The 13,959-nt window shown below is 66.2% G+C and carries 11 protein-coding genes; 7 read left to right on the plus strand and 4 right to left on the minus strand.

Annotated elements, in window-relative coordinates; genetic code table 11:
• Positions 1–2: 2 nt before the first annotated feature.
• Together K5658_RS21090 and K5658_RS21095 are read left to right on the plus strand one after the other, a co-directional pair.
• Positions 3–1,103: an ABC transporter permease gene (locus tag K5658_RS21090; protein ID WP_221067195.1), complete on the plus strand. Its 1,101-nt coding sequence runs from the start codon at positions 3–5 to the stop codon at positions 1,101–1,103.
• A gap of 11 nt (positions 1,104–1,114) precedes the next feature.
• Entirely contained in the window at positions 1,115–2,584 is a 1,470-nt protein-coding gene (locus K5658_RS21095; protein WP_221067196.1) for an efflux transporter outer membrane subunit, read from the plus strand.
• A 5-nt stretch (positions 2,585–2,589) separates the two neighbouring features.
• Here K5658_RS21095 and K5658_RS21100 read toward each other — a convergent pair whose 3' ends face one another.
• The gene (locus K5658_RS21100) at positions 2,590–4,200 is read right to left on the minus strand and encodes a multidrug ABC transporter permease/ATP-binding protein (protein WP_221067197.1); all 1,611 of its coding nucleotides are present in this window, start codon (positions 4,198–4,200) and stop codon (positions 2,590–2,592) included.
• Between the two features lie 156 nt (positions 4,201–4,356).
• Between K5658_RS21100 and K5658_RS21105 the strand changes: the two genes are divergently transcribed.
• The 5 genes from K5658_RS21105 (at position 4,357) to K5658_RS21125 (ending at position 11,057) form a co-directional block, all read left to right on the plus strand.
• The gene (locus K5658_RS21105; protein WP_246628686.1) at positions 4,357–6,588 is read left to right on the plus strand and encodes a TonB-dependent siderophore receptor; all 2,232 of its coding nucleotides are present in this window, start codon (positions 4,357–4,359) and stop codon (positions 6,586–6,588) included.
• A gap of 11 nt (positions 6,589–6,599) precedes the next feature.
• Positions 6,600–7,790: a PepSY-associated TM helix domain-containing protein gene (locus tag K5658_RS21110; RefSeq protein ID WP_221067199.1), complete on the plus strand. Its 1,191-nt coding sequence runs from the start codon at positions 6,600–6,602 to the stop codon at positions 7,788–7,790.
• A gap of 381 nt (positions 7,791–8,171) precedes the next feature.
• Entirely contained in the window at positions 8,172–8,351 is a 180-nt protein-coding gene (locus K5658_RS21115) for a hypothetical protein (RefSeq protein ID WP_221067200.1), read from the plus strand.
• A 13-nt stretch (positions 8,352–8,364) separates the two neighbouring features.
• The gene (gene nikR / locus K5658_RS21120; protein WP_221067201.1) at positions 8,365–8,811 is read left to right on the plus strand and encodes a nickel-responsive transcriptional regulator NikR; all 447 of its coding nucleotides are present in this window, start codon (positions 8,365–8,367) and stop codon (positions 8,809–8,811) included.
• 152 nt (positions 8,812–8,963) lie between these two features.
• Positions 8,964–11,057: a TonB-dependent receptor gene (locus tag K5658_RS21125; RefSeq protein WP_221067202.1), complete on the plus strand. Its 2,094-nt coding sequence runs from the start codon at positions 8,964–8,966 to the stop codon at positions 11,055–11,057.
• A 119-nt stretch (positions 11,058–11,176) separates the two neighbouring features.
• Here the strand turns inward: K5658_RS21125 and K5658_RS21130 are convergent, their stop codons facing one another.
• The 3 genes from K5658_RS21130 to K5658_RS21140 all read right to left on the minus strand — a co-directional run bounded on the left by K5658_RS21130 (position 11,177) and on the right by K5658_RS21140 (position 13,902).
• The gene (locus tag K5658_RS21130) at positions 11,177–11,530 is read right to left on the minus strand and encodes a hypothetical protein (protein ID WP_221067203.1); all 354 of its coding nucleotides are present in this window, start codon (positions 11,528–11,530) and stop codon (positions 11,177–11,179) included.
• 273 nt (positions 11,531–11,803) lie between these two features.
• Positions 11,804–12,715 carry a metal ABC transporter substrate-binding protein gene (locus K5658_RS21135; RefSeq protein WP_221067204.1) on the minus strand — a complete coding sequence of 304 codons (912 nt, stop codon included), beginning with the start codon at positions 12,713–12,715 and terminating at the stop codon, positions 11,804–11,806.
• Between the two features lie 17 nt (positions 12,716–12,732).
• Positions 12,733–13,902, minus strand: a complete 1,170-nt coding sequence (locus K5658_RS21140; RefSeq protein WP_221067205.1) for an ABC transporter permease — start codon at positions 13,900–13,902, stop codon at positions 12,733–12,735.
• Between the last annotated feature and the right edge of the window lie 57 nt (positions 13,903–13,959).

Consider the following 13,959-nt stretch of genomic DNA (forward strand, 5'->3'; position numbering starts at 1 on the left):
CCATGGCCCTGTTATCGCCGCGCCTCCAGGCGCAAATCGTCAAGGAATTGCTCAGCGTGCTGCGCGACCCCAAGAGCCGCGCCGTGTTGACCATCCCGCCGCTGTTTCAATTGCTGATCTTCTCGTTCGCCGCCACCCTGGAACTCAAGCACGTCGATATCGCCATCCACAACCGCGACGCCGGGCGCTGGGGCTATGAATTGACGGCGCGGGTGGGCGCAGCGGGCTTCGTGCGCGCTGTGCGCCCGGTCCATGGCCTGGACCAAATCCAGGATGTGATCGACCGGCGCGAAGTCATCGCCGCCCTCGATATCCCGGAAGACTTTTCCAGGAACATCGCCGCGCGGCATCCGGCACGGGTCCAGGTGATCCTCGATGGCCGCCGGGCCAACGCCGCCCAAATCCTGCTCGGCTACCTCAACGCCATCGTGACCGGGCTGGACGCCGGGTCCAGCCTCGACACCGGCCATGTGGCCGTCCGCCATGGCTTCAATCCCAACCTCATCTACCGCTGGTTCATCGTGCCCAGCCTGGGCGGCGTCCTGGTGATGTTCGTGACCTTGCTGGTGACGGCGCTGTCCATCGCCCGCGAGCGCGAATTGGGCACCTTCGACCAGTTGTTGGTGTCGCCCTGCACGCCCGCCGAAATCATCGTGGCCAAGATCGTCCCCGCCTTGCTCATCGGCACGCTGCTGGGCCTGTTCATGGCCGCGGCGGGCGTCTTCGGCTTCGGCATCCCCTTCACCGGCTCGTTTCCGCTGCTGTTCGCCAGCCTGTTGCTGTTCATCGTCTCCATCGTCGGCATCGGCCTGATGATCTCCTCGATCTGCGACACCCAACAACAGGCCATCCTCGGCACTTTCGCCGTCGGGGTGCCGGCGGTCTTGGTGTCGGGCTTCGCCACCCCGGTGGAGAACATGCCGGAAGTCTTGCAATGGCTGGCCGAGGCCATCCCCTTGAAACACTATCTCATCATCCTGCAAGGCAGTTTCCTCAAGGCGCTGCCGCCCGCCGAGGTGTTCGCCCACGCCTGGCCGATGGCGGTCATCGCCGTCGCCACCCTGTCCACCGCCACGCTGTTCGTGCGCGGCAAGCTGCAATGAGGGGGAAAGGCATGGCCGCGAAACTTAGCTGCGCCCACCCCGCCCCAAGCGCGGTCCTCGCGTTATGCGCCCTGTTGCCGGGCTGCGCGGTGGGACCGGACTACCATCCACCCCGGCCCATCCTGCCGGCCCATTGGCAGGCCGCCCGCGATCCCGCCGCCGCCCTGGAACCGGCCACGGACGCCGGCTTGCAAACATGGTGGCGCAGCTTCCACGATCCCGTGCTGGACCGGCTCATGGCGGCGGCCCGTACCGGCAATCTCGACCTGAAAATAGCCCTGGCCCGCGTCGGGCAAGCCCGCGCCGAGCGCCACGCCAGCCGGGCCGGGCTGTTCCCGCAGGTTTCCGCCAACGCCGTCGGCGCCCGCCTGGACAACCTGTTCCCGGTGAGCCAGCCGGGCGGGTCCAAGCCGCTGGATTTCTTCCTGGCCGGGTTCGACGCGGTTTGGGAAATCGATGTGTTCGGGCGCCTGGGCCGCAAACTGGAAGCCGCCACGGCGGAGGCCGAGGCCGCAACGGAGGACTATCGCCAGACCTGGGTGATCCTCTGCGCCGAACTGGCCCGCGATTACACCGAATACCGCAACCTCCGCCGCCAGTTGGATATTGTCCAGGCCCATCTCGCCGCCCAGCGCCATACCCTGGAGCTGACCGGGCAACTGTACCGGGAAGGCTTGGCCACCGGCGATGTGGTGGCGCGGGCCGAAGCCCAGGCCGGGGACACGGCGGCCCGCGTCCCGGCCCTGGAAGCCCAGTTGACCGAAGCCCAACACCGGCTGGAAATCCTGGTCGGGGCCAAGCCCGGAGCCTTGGCGTCCCGGTTGGCGGGACCGGGCGGGGTGCCGGGTTCGGACGCCCGCACCCTGCTGACCACGCCCGCCGAAACCTTGCGCCGCCGCCCGGATGTGCGCGGCGCGGAACGCGCCCTGGCGGCGGCGACCGCCCTGCAAGGCGCGGCTTTCGCCGAGTTGTTCCCGAAAATCTCGGTCGCCGCCTTCGCGGGATTGCATAACTCCGATTTGGAAAGCTTGTTCCGCTCGTCGGCCTTCGCCTGGGCCGGTGGCGCTTCCCTAGCCCAGCCGATCTTCAATTTCGGGCGCATCCGGGCGGGCATGGACCTCGCCGACGCCCGGCAGCAAGCGGCCTATTTCAACTACGAACGCACGGTGCTGTCGGCCCTGCACGAAACCGAAACGGCGCTGGCCCGGTTCCTCAAGGAAGAACGGCGGCGGGAACAACTGGCCGTTTCCGTCGGCCAGTTGCAGGAGGCGCTGCGGCAGGTGGATGCGCGTTACCGGGCGGGGCTGGCGACCTATTTGGAAGTATTGGACGCCCAACGGGCCAGCCTCTCGGAAGAATCGGCCCTGGCGGATTCCCAGGCGCGGACCACGGCCTATCTGATCGCGCTCTACAAGGCGCTGGGCGGGGCCGGGCAAGGGGAAGCCGAACCGGCGGAAGAACCCATCCGCCCTTGGGGATAGGCGGTCTACCCGGTATGGGCTTCCCGGATTTCCCCGAGGTCCAGCTTGAGCACCCGGTCGGCGACATGGAAATAATGTTCGTCGTGGGTGATGGCCACCACGGTCTTGCCCGCCGCCTTCAGCCTGGGCAATAGCTCGGTATAGAAGAAACGCCGGAACCCAGGGTCTTGGTCCGCCGCCCATTCGTCCAACACCAGGATGGGCCGTTCCTCCAACAGGGCCAGCAACAGGGCCAGCCGCTTGCGCTGGCCTTGGGACAGGCGGGTGTCGTCCAAGCGTCCCCCGTCGATGGCGACCTTGTCGGCCAGGGCCAGGGTTTCCAACCAGGACCGGGCATCCGCCGCGTCGGCCTCAAACCCGTCCGGTCCCAGCAAACGCTGGAACAAATGGAAATCGGCGAACACCGCGGCGAACAAGCGCCGGAACCCGGCGCGGCGGGTTTCGCCGATGGGCACGCCGTCCAGCCGGATTTCGCCGCCGTGCGGACGGTATAACCCGGTCAGCAAGCGGGCGAAGGTGGATTTGCCGCTGCCGTTGCCGCCAATCAGGAACACCGTTTCCCCCCGCCGCAAACTCAGGTGCAAAGGACCGACGCCGAAGCCGTCCTCGCCGGGATAGCGGTAGGTGACGGCGTCCAATTCCAACCGGGCCCAGGTGGCGGGGGGCTGCCACCCCCGGACCTTGAACGCCGGGGAATATTCGGGGAGTTCCAGGGATTTCAGCTTGGCCAAGGCCACGCTCCCCCCGATCAGGCCGGGAACCGCCGTCACCAAACCGGCCAACGGGGTGCGCAGGAACAGGAGGGTCAGCGCATAGGTGGTAGCCACGCCGGCATCGGCCCAGCCCGCGCCCTGGGCTAGGAAGAAGCACAGCCCGATCACCCCCAGGATCATGCTGTTGGCCCAGTTCTCGTTCAACCCGTTGTAAAGATCGGCGCGGGTTTCCTCGTTCCTGCCCGCGATGGCGTCCCGCTCGAAATCCTCCTCGTACAGCCGCCGCGCCCGTTCCCGGTTCAGCGCCAGTTCCTTGCGCCCCTCGATCACCGCTTGGTAATCCGCATACAACCGGTCCTCGACCTCCCGCGCCCGCGCCACCCGCGCGTGGGTCCGCCGGAGCAGCATCCAGGCCACGGCCACGGTCAGGGCCATCCAGGCCAGGGTGGCCTGGAACAGCGGTGGCGATAGCCAAGCCAGATAGGCGAACCCCCCCACATTGAGGACCACGCCATAGAGCGCGGTGGGCAGGCCGATGAAGGCCGAGGTCAAGTGGCCGGTATCGCTGCCCAGGCTGGCGAGGATACGGGCCGGTCCCAGGGTTTCCAGGCGTTCCAGGTCGGTGTCCAGCACCCGCTTGACCAAGGTGCGGCGCAACTCATAAACCAGCCGGTGGCCCAGGGTGGTCATCCAGGTTTGCGCCAGGGTGGCGACCAGGAATTGCGCGGCGAGCAAGCCCGCGAAATAGGGCAGGGCCGTCTCCAAATCGATCCGGCCCTGGACCATGCCTTCGTTGACGAAGGCCATGACCCGCACCGCCAAACCCGCGCTCGCCACGCTGAGCAGCAATACCCCCAGCAAACCCAGGCGGAAGCGCCGGAACATCAAACCGATCAAGTTCATTGCCCGGCTCCCCCTTCGGAAAAAGCGCGGTCCGCCCGCATATGCGACACAGTATTCATATAAACGATTGTGATTCTCATTTGCTTTAAGCTACCACAATCCTCTATGCTCGCGCCATGCCGTGTGATCCGGCACACGAATTTCCTGGAGGACGAGATGAAACGACGATGGCGTGACGATGGTGCGGACAGGGCCGGGGCGGCGGTGGTCCGGGCGATGGTGTTGATGTTGGGCGGCGTGGTGGCGGGCCGGGCGGTGGCGGAAACCCCGGAATCCGGGACGGACGGGCCGGTGTCACTGGAAGCGGTCACGGTGACGGGGGAAGCCACGGAATCCACCGAAACCGCCTGGGGTCCGGTGCGGGGCTATGTGGCGAAGCGCAGCGCCTCGGGTTCCAAGACCGACACCCCATTGATCGAGACGCCGCAGACCATCAACGTCGTGGCCCGCGACGAAATCGCGGCGCGGGCCGCGCAGAACCTCAGCCAAGCCACCGCGTACACCCCAGGGCTGCTCACCGAGATGTTCGGTCCCAGCACCCGCGACGATTATTTCAACCTGCGCGGCTTCGACGTGCCGCAATACCTCAATGGCCTGCGGCTCCTGGGCATCGGCTACGCCAACATCCGCACCGAACCCTACGGGCTGGAACGGGTGGAAATCCTGCGCGGGCCGTCCTCGGTGCTGTACGGCCAGAACCCGCCCGGCGGCTTGGTCAACCTGGTGAGCAAGCGGCCCACCCTCGAACCCTTGCACCAGGTCGAACTCCTCGGCGGCAGTTTCGGCAGGGTGCAAGGTGCCTTGGACCTGGGCGGACCGCTCGACGACAGCGGCCAGTTCCTCTACCGCCTGACCGCGCTGGGCCGTGGCAGCGACACCCAGGTGGACCATGCCAAGGACGACCGCTATTTCGTCGCGCCCAGCTTCACCTGGCGGCCCGACGCCGATACCTCGTTCACCCTGCTCACCCATTACCAGAAGGACGAAGCGGGCAATTCGATGCAATTCCTGCCGCCGCAAGGCTCGCTCCAACCCAATCCCAATGGCCGGATACCCACCAACCGCTTCCTCGGCGAACCGGATTACGACCGTTTCGACCGCGAGCAATACACCGTCGGCTATGCCTTCGAGCATCGCTTCAACCCAATCTTCCAAGTGCGGCAAAACCTCCGCTACGCCCACGTCGAGACCGATTATCCGGTGATCTTCGTCGATGGCTTCGTCACCGGGGCCAACGGCTTGCCGGTCGATTACCGCACCGTCACCCGTTCCGCCGGGCTGTACCAAGCGCACGCGGGCGTGTTCACCCTGGACACCCAGGCCCAGGCCGATTTCGACACCGGCCCGGTGCGGCATACCCTGTTGTTCGGGGCCGATTACCGCAACCTGGGCGGCGACAACAATAGCGGCATCGGTTCGGCCCCGAATATCGACATGTACAGCCCGGTCTATGGCCAGCCTTTCGACCGCCCGGCCATCGACCTCAAGCGGCATCAGGATTTGGACCAGTTCGGCCTCTACCTCCAGGACCAGATCAAATACGATCGTTTCGGCCTGACCCTGAGCGGCCGCCACGACTGGGCCGAGTCGTTCACCCACGAGAACGACCTGCTGTATTCCACCCTCACCGACACCCACCAGGACGATTCCGCCTTCACCTACCGGATCGGCCTGAACTATCTGTTCGACAACGGTTTCGCGCCCTACGCCAGTTATTCGGATTCGTTCGAGCCGGTGCCCGGCACCGACTTCTCCGGCACGCCGTTCCAGCCGACCACCGGCCAGCAATGGGAAGTCGGCATCAAATACCAGCCGCCCGGCTATAACGCCTTCCTCACCTTGTCGGCCTTCCACCTCACCCAGCAGAACATCGTGACCGCCGATCCCGATCCGGCCCACCAGGGCTATAGCATCCAGACCGGGGAGGCGCGGGTCATGGGCATCGAATTGGAAGGCAAGGCCAGCCTGGCCGAAGGTCTGGACCTGACGGCGGGCTATTCCATCTACGATTCCGAAACCACCAAAACCACCGAGGCCGACCAGCTCGGCAAGCGTCTGCCCTACACGCCCGGCCAACAAGCCTCGACCTGGCTGGACTACACCGTGCCGGTCGGTCCGGCGGCGGGTTTCGGGCTGGGAGGTGGTTTCCGCTATGTGGGGTCCAATTACGGGGATTTGACCAACAGCCTGCGGGCACCGTCCTACACCTTGATCGACGCGGTGGTGCATTACGATCTCGGCAAGCTGGACAGCAGCCTCAAGGGGGCGCGGCTGGCGGTGAACCTGAGCAACCTGTTCGACCGCGAGTATGTCGCCACCTGCGGCGATGGCTTCTGCTATTACGGCAACCGGCGCTCGGTGCTGGCCAGCCTGCGCTACGACTTCTAGCGGGGCGGGGCATGAGGGGATTGTGTGTCCGCCTGCACCGCTATGTGGGCTTGGCGCTGGCGGGCTTCCTGGTTTTCTCCGGCCTGAGCGGCGCGGTATTGGTGTTCCAAGCCGAACTGGACGCCTGGCTCAACCCGGAGTTGTTCCGCGCCGCGCCGGGTGGCCCGGCCTTGCCGCCCACCGCACTCGTGGCCGGGGTGGAACGCGCCGACCCGCGTTTGGCCGTCGCCGCCCTGCCCCTACGCATCGAATCCGGGGCAACGGCCCGCCTAGGGGTCGGACCCCGCCTCGACCCCGCCACCGGCCAGCCGTTCGCGCTGGATTTCGACGAGGTATTCGCCGACCCGGCCAGCGGCGCGATATTAGGGCGGCGGCTGTGGGGGGAATGCCACTGGCGGCGCGACGCCTTGGTGCCCTGTTTGTACGTGCTGCACTACAGCCTGCAAGCGCCGGGCGAAACCGGCCTATGGATCATGGGCGGGATGGCGCTGGCCTGGATATGCGCCGCGCTGCTGGGCGTCTATCTGAGCTTCCCGGCCAAGTGGAGGAGCGCTGGAAACCGCTCCTGGCGGGAGCGCTGGGGCGTGGCCTGGAAGATCAAGCGCGGGGCGCGGGGCCCGCGTTTGCATCTGGATTGGCACCGGGCCGGTGGCCTGTGGCTGTTCCCCGCCCTGCTGATCCTGGCCGTCAGCGGGATATCCTTCAACCTGCGGGAGGCGGTGTTCGAGCCGGTGGTGGGCTTGTTCTCGCCCTTGACGCCTTCGCCCTTCGACCAGCGCGTGGAAAAACCGGACGGCGCGCCACCGGAACCCCGGCAATCCTTCGCCACCATCCTAGCGCGGGCCGAGCCGGAAGCGGCCCGGCGCGGCTGGACCGAACCCGCGGCCGACTTGTTCTACAATCCAGGCTATGGCATCTACGGGGTCGGATTCGGCGCGGCGCGGGCGGCGGGGCTCGGGCCTTCCTACCTCTATTTCGACGGCGACGACGGGCGTTTATTGGGCGATTACCGGCCCGGCGCGGGCACGGCGGGGGATGTGTTCGAATCCCTGCAACTGCCTTTGCACAGCGGACGGATCGCGGGCTGGCCGGGCCGGATCGCGGTCGCCGCGACCGGACTCGCCGTGGCCGGGCTATCGCTCACCGGGGTGCTGATCTGGCTGGACAAGCGCCGGGCGCGGGGAAAAAGGCTTGAAGCTTGAGCCCCAAGCCCCAAGGCTGGCGGGCCTCCGCAACCGGGCCCGGCCTTTCCACCGAACCCCCCTACGACGACCGCCGGTGCGCCTGGCCCCCTCGGGGAAATCCGGGAAGCGGAGTCCGATGAAGCTTGGAACATACCGCGTGATAAGGCGCATCTACACCCGCCAAATACCCACACAGCGCTAGCCCGACAATCCGCGCCGGGCATGGGTTCCACCCAAGCGGGCCGGAAACCGCCCTCCTTTTGGAGGGCTGCCGCGACCTCGGGCATCGGATTTGCTAGATAGCGGTCGGAGGGCTCCGGGCGGCAATCGTCGGACCGCGTTCGCGGATGGCTACCGGACCCTGGATTTTGGCCGTTTTTGATTTTCCGGGAGGTCGGTTTGTTCAAGAAATATCTGTTCGGGTTCGTGTCGGCGCAGCTCGCGCTGTTCCTCATCGGTTGTGGCAACGAAGGGCCGCTGGGGAATACCCCGCCCCAAGGCCGGCCGGAATGGATGAAGAAAAAGGAAACCGCCCCCTCCGAACCCGCCCCGGCGGAAGCCCCGCAAAAACAGCCTTAGCCGCCCGTCCCCCATGGAACGTTTCACGATTTCGCTGGACGATCTGCTCGCCCAGCGTTTCGACGCGCTGATCCAGGCCCGCGGCTACGCCAACCGCTCCGAAGCCGTGCGCGATATGTTGCGCCGGGAATTGGAGGCGGAACGCCAGGTTTCGGGCCAATCCCTCCATTGCGTGGCCAGCCTGTCCTATGTCTACAACCACCACGAGCGCCGCTTGGCGGAACGCCTCACCGAAATGCAGCACCACGCCCACGACCTCGTGCTGTCCGCCATGCATGTCCATCTCGACCACGAGCATTGCCTGGAGGTGCTGTTCCTGCGCGGTTCGACCCAGGCGGTGCGTGGTTTCGCCGATAGGCTGGCGGCGGAATGCGGGGTGCGGCACAGCGCCTTGAATTTGATCACCGTGGATACCGGACCGGCCGACCCCACACATCGGCACAGCCACCCGCACGACTGAGCGCGGTCCCCAGGACCGCCGCCCTGTTCCGCCCTGGCGGCGCGGGGTTTTTTGCGCCGGCTGTGTAAGAATATTTTTATAAAGTTCATACATCCGTCGGGGCCGTCCGGCCCGTAGAGATAACGGTGTTTCCCCATACCGAGGTACTCCCCATGCAACGATTCAAAACCCGGCTCCCGCTCGTCCCATGCCTGGGCGCGGCCTTGCATTTGCTGGCCGGTCCCGCCTCCGCCCATCCCCAGCCCGCCGAGGAACAGGAACCGGAATCGGTCGGCCTGGAAGCGGTCGAGGTCGAGGGCCGCGCCGCCGATTTGCTCGGCGTCGCCGATTCGGCCTCGCAAGGCCAGGTGGGCCAGCCCGAATTCAAATACCGGCCCTTGTCGCGGGTGGGCGAGCTGGTGGAAGTGGTGCCCGGCGCGGTCGCCACCCAGCACAGCGGCTCGGGCAAGGCCAACCAGTTCTTCCTGCGCGGCTTCAACCTGGACCACGGCACCGATTTCAACGCCACCCTGGACGGCGTGCCGATGAACCTGCGCACCCACGCCCACGGCCAGGGCTACCTGGACCTCAACAGCATCATCCCGGAATTGGTGGACAAGGTGGATTACGGCAAGGGGCCGTATTACGCCGAACAGGGCGATTTCGCCTCGGCGGGCTATGCCCAGTTCCACACCTTCCACCGCCTGGCGGAGGGCATCGCCAAGTTCACCGGCGGCGAATACGACTATTACCGGGGCGTCCTGGCCAATTCCAACCGGATCGGGAACGGGGATTTGCTCTACGCCGGGGAGGTGGCGTTCTTCGAAGGACCGTGGAAACAGCCGGAGGAATCCGGCAAATACAACGGCATGATCCGCTACACCATCGACGAGGAGGATTTCGGCCTGTCGGTCAACGGCAAGGCCTACCGCTCCAACTGGACCGCCACCAACCAGATTCCCAAGCGCGATGTGCAGGCCGGGCTCCTGGACCTGTACGGCACCATGGACCCCACCGACGGCGGCAAGACCGACCGCTACAGCCTGTCCGGCAACCTGTGGAGCAAGGGCGACGGCTATAAGAACCAACTCAACCTCTACGCCCTGTACTACGACCTGGACCTGTATTCCAATTTCACCGGCTATCTCGACGATCCCGTCAACGGCGACCAGCTCAACCAGCACGAGCGCCGGGTGGTGGCGGGCGGCAGCGGGGAACAGACCTGGTTCAACCGGGTGCTGGGCTTCGACATGGACAACAGCGTCGGCTTCCAAGTGCGCTACGACAATATCTCCAACCTGACCCTGAACCACACCGTGAACCGCCGGTTCCTCGCCTCGATCAGCGTGGACGATGTGGACGAGACCAGCCTGTCGTTCTATTTCAAGAACCAGACCCATTGGCTGTCCTGGTTCCGCAGCATCGCCGGGCTGAGGAGCGACACCTTCTTCTTCGACGTGACCGACAAGCTCCATCCCCAGGATTCGGGTAGCCAGACCTCGTCCATGGTCAGCCCCAAGCTGTCCCTGGTGTTCGGTCCCTGGGCCGAGACCGAATTCTTCCTCAACTTCGGCTATGGCTTCCACTCCAACGACGCCCGCGGCGTCACCAACCATTACGACCCGCTCGATCCCACGATGCCGGTCAAGGGCGCTCCCGGCCTCGCCAAGCAACGCGGGGCCGAGGGCGGGCTGCGGACCCAATATATCCCCGGCCTGGTCAGCACTTTGGCGGTGTGGTACCTGCATTCGGATTCGGAGCTGGTGTTCCTGGGCGATGCCGGCACCACCGAGCCCACCGGCCAGAGCGAGCGCTACGGCGTGGAATGGACCAACTATTACAAGCCCAACGACTGGCTGACCCTGGACGCCGATTTCGCCTTCACCTCGGCCCATTACCAGGACGTGCCCCACAGCGAGAGCGACATCCCCAACTCGGTGGGGCAGGTGATCGGGGCCGGGGTGGTGGCCTTGTTGCCCTACGACTTCTTCGCGACGGCCAGGGTGCGCTATTTCGGCCACGTCCCCTTGAACGAGACCGGGACCGCCTATATGGGCGACACCACCCTGGTCAACCTGGGCGCGGGCTACCAGTACCAGAAGCTGAAATTCGAGGTGGACGTGTTCAACCTGTTCGACTCCAAGGCCAACGACATCGCCTATTACTACGAATCGCGCTATCCGCAGAACGCCGCCGCCGAGGAGGGGATCATGATCCATCCGGTGATGCCCCGGCAGGTGCGGGCCACGGTCACGCTGAATTTTTGAGGGGGGAATGCGCCGGGAATCCATGGATTCCCGGCCATTGCTTGTCGGGTGGCATGGACTGGACGCCATCGGCCACGATGGCGGGGAAGGCGGGCGGCCTTCCCCGGCGGGGGCCGACCTTAGATCAAGGTAGCTTGGGGATTGAAGGTGAAGAAGGCCAGGATGCCGTAGCACGCCACCGCCAGCCCGGCATGGGCGATCAGGACGGCCTTGGGGATTTTCTTCCCCTTCTTGGAGGCCAGGGCCATGACCAAGCCCAGCGCGATGATGACCACGGCCAGGCCGATGTTCAGATACAGCCGCTCGTCCCCGCCGACCGCGTCGGCGATCACCAAGCCCGAGCCGATCAATGCCGCCAGGGCGTGCAGCCTGGGGTAGTACGGATCGGGTGGCAGGCCGCGGGCCATGCTCAAGACCATCATCACGCCCATGAGGGCGACCAGGGTGAAGGTGGCGAGTGCGCCCATCAACATAAAGCTATCTCCTAATTGTATATGTGTGGATTGGACAAGACTGGAGAACCAGTCCAGGCGGCTATTGCAGGGTCCGGGCCAACGGTGGCCTTGGCCGCGAAGCCGCGCCCGGCAAGGGCCGCAGGGCGGGACCGGCGGCGTGGGCGCGGCGCGGCGCGGTGAAATCACCAGGGTTTCCTACGGTTTTTCCCCTATAGACGCGCCCCGAAACCAATCCCCGGCGCGGGCCGGGGATGGGGGACGGAATCCGGGGTTGCCCGGATTCCAGGGGTGTCAGCGCAACACCGCCTTCAGGTTCTCCACGTTCGCGCGCATCACCGTCAGGAAATCGCCTTCCCGTGGACGGTTGCCGCAGGGATCGAACACCACGCTTGCCACCCCCATCGCCTCGAGCTTGGCGGCGACCTCGGCCAAGGGCGCGGCCTCCCACAGCATCCATTTGGCCGGATGTCCCGCCAAGGTGTGCTTGAGCGCCTCCCATTCCTGCGGCGGCGGCATCTCGTCCGTATCCCAATGCACGCTGGCGATATCGAAACCATAGCGCCGCCCCAAATAATCGTAGATCGGATGGAAGGCCAGCCAGGGTTTGTTGGGCTGGGCGGCGGCGGCGCTTCGCAAATCGGCGTCCAGGGCCAGGAGGTCGGCCTTGAGCCCCGCGAGGTTTTCCATCACCAGGCTTTTCCATTCCGGGCGCTTCTTGGCGATGGCCTCGGCCACGGCCTGGGCCTGGAGCGCCGCCTGCTCGAAGTCCAGCCAGGTGGTATAGACGGTTCCGGCGTGGGCATGCGTCCCGCCGGGGCCGTGGCTGTGGACGACGACGCCCTCGGTATGGATATAGCGGTCCTTGAAGGCGGCGGAAGTGTTGACCTGCTTGAGCTTGGACAGGCTGACGCGGGGCAGCCATTTTTCGTAGTCGGCCCCGTTGAGCAGGATCAAATCGGCCTTTTGCAGCGCGGCCACGCCCTTGGCCTTGGGTTCCCAGTACGCCGGATCGGTGTCGGCGGCGGGCACGGGGAACTCCACCGCGGCGCGGTCGCCGACCAGGCGCCCGGCGAAATAGGCCAGGGGATAATTGGTGGCGACGATCTTCAAGCGGCCCGTGTCGGCCCGCGCCAGGGCCGCGCAGAGGAACCACAGGCATAGCGCGAAGCCATACCGCGCCAGGAGCGGGAAGGGAAGGGACATGGTTGTTTCTCCGGGTTTCAGGAAATGAAGAACCGGCGCATCAAATCGCCGGCATGACGGTGGAGGACTTCCAACCCGAGCAGGCAGACCGAGCCGCTGGCGAGCAGGAGCAGGACGATCTCGGCGGCGAGCAGGCGCAGCACCGTCAGCCGTCCGCAGCCGAGCAGGAAGATGGTATGCAGTTCGCCCCGGCGGAGGCGCAGCGACAGGGCGAACACTAGTCCCAGGGCCAACAGCGTCGCCGCGCCCACCAGCAGCGACACCGCGTCGAACAGGGCACCCACCCGGAAGATGTTCTGCAACAAGCCCTGGGTGATCTTGGGCGGCTGGACGATCTGCGCGGTGTCGTCCGGGGCGAGGTAGCGCCCGCGCAGCAGGGTGGCCGAGCGGGCGTCGTGGGCCACGGCGATGACCGCGCTGACGGGATAGTCCGCCGGGTCGCCATGGAAATGGAAGGAATCCAGGTTGTCCGGGGTGATTTCGGTATAGGTGACCAGCTTGGCCTGGGCGCGGGCCTCGGCCTCCGCGAACGGTCCCGCGCCCGCCGGGCTGGGTGGCTGCCCGGCGTGGCCATGGCCCAGCCCCTCGATCACCCAGGCGGTCTGCAAATCCACGAACACGGCCTGGTCGTCGGGGCCGTGGCTCTTGCCCAGCACGCCCACCACATGCAGTTTCAAGGGATAGATGCCGGCCAGGTCGAACAGGTTGTCGGGCGTGGTCAGCAGGGTGTCGCCGGGACCGAGCTTCAGCGCCGCCGCCGCGTCCGCGCCCAGCACGCAATCGCCCAGCAGCGCCAGCATCGCGCCGCGTTCCGGGACCAGGCCCCGGTAATCGAAATAATCCAGTTCCACGCCGACCAGGGGTTGGCCGCGCACCTTGAAGCGGGCGTAGACCGGCAAGGGATCGGCCCAGCCGGTGGCGGCGATCCGTTCCACTTCGCGCATGGCGATGGGCGTGGCGGCGGCGGTGAAATACAGCGCGTTCAAGGTCAGGTCCACCGCGCTGCCCTGGGCCCCGACCAGGAGCGGCGTGGATTCGGCGCGGGCGGTCATGCGCTTTTCGCCCTCGTCCAGCAGCCGGTGCAGGCCCAGCGGCAAGCCCATCAGCAGGCTGAGGCAGGCGGTCAGGATCAGGCTGCGGACCTTGTGGTGGCGCAGGTAGCGCCAGGCGAGATAGACATCGTGCATAGGGTGGCGGCAGGTGGATGGAACGGGGTGGAACCGCGGGGGTGGGCTGGCGGCGCG

Source organism: Methylomagnum ishizawai, from assembly GCF_019670005.1.
Classification (GTDB): Bacteria; Pseudomonadota; Gammaproteobacteria; order Methylococcales; family Methylococcaceae; genus Methylomagnum; species Methylomagnum ishizawai.

Bases quoted from the DNA above. Each gene is read 5' to 3' on its own strand.
- K5658_RS21105 (WP_246628686.1), top strand. From the start codon at position 4,357: ATGAAACGACGATGGCGTGACGATGGTGCGGACAGGGCCGGGGCGGCG.
- K5658_RS21100 (WP_221067197.1), bottom strand. From the start codon at position 4,200: ATGAACTTGATCGGTTTGATGTTCCGGCGCTTCCGCCTGGGTTTGCTG.
- K5658_RS21090 (WP_221067195.1), top strand. From the start codon at position 3: ATGGCCCTGTTATCGCCGCGCCTCCAGGCGCAAATCGTCAAGGAATTG.
- nikR (WP_221067201.1), top strand. From the start codon at position 8,365: ATGGAACGTTTCACGATTTCGCTGGACGATCTGCTCGCCCAGCGTTTC.
- K5658_RS21140 (WP_221067205.1), bottom strand. From the start codon at position 13,902: ATGCACGATGTCTATCTCGCCTGGCGCTACCTGCGCCACCACAAGGTC.
- K5658_RS21135 (WP_221067204.1), bottom strand. From the start codon at position 12,715: ATGTCCCTTCCCTTCCCGCTCCTGGCGCGGTATGGCTTCGCGCTATGC.
- K5658_RS21125 (WP_221067202.1), top strand. From the start codon at position 8,964: ATGCAACGATTCAAAACCCGGCTCCCGCTCGTCCCATGCCTGGGCGCG.
- K5658_RS21110 (WP_221067199.1), top strand. From the start codon at position 6,600: ATGAGGGGATTGTGTGTCCGCCTGCACCGCTATGTGGGCTTGGCGCTG.
- K5658_RS21095 (WP_221067196.1), top strand. From the start codon at position 1,115: ATGGCCGCGAAACTTAGCTGCGCCCACCCCGCCCCAAGCGCGGTCCTC.
- K5658_RS21130 (WP_221067203.1), bottom strand. From the start codon at position 11,530: ATGTTGATGGGCGCACTCGCCACCTTCACCCTGGTCGCCCTCATGGGC.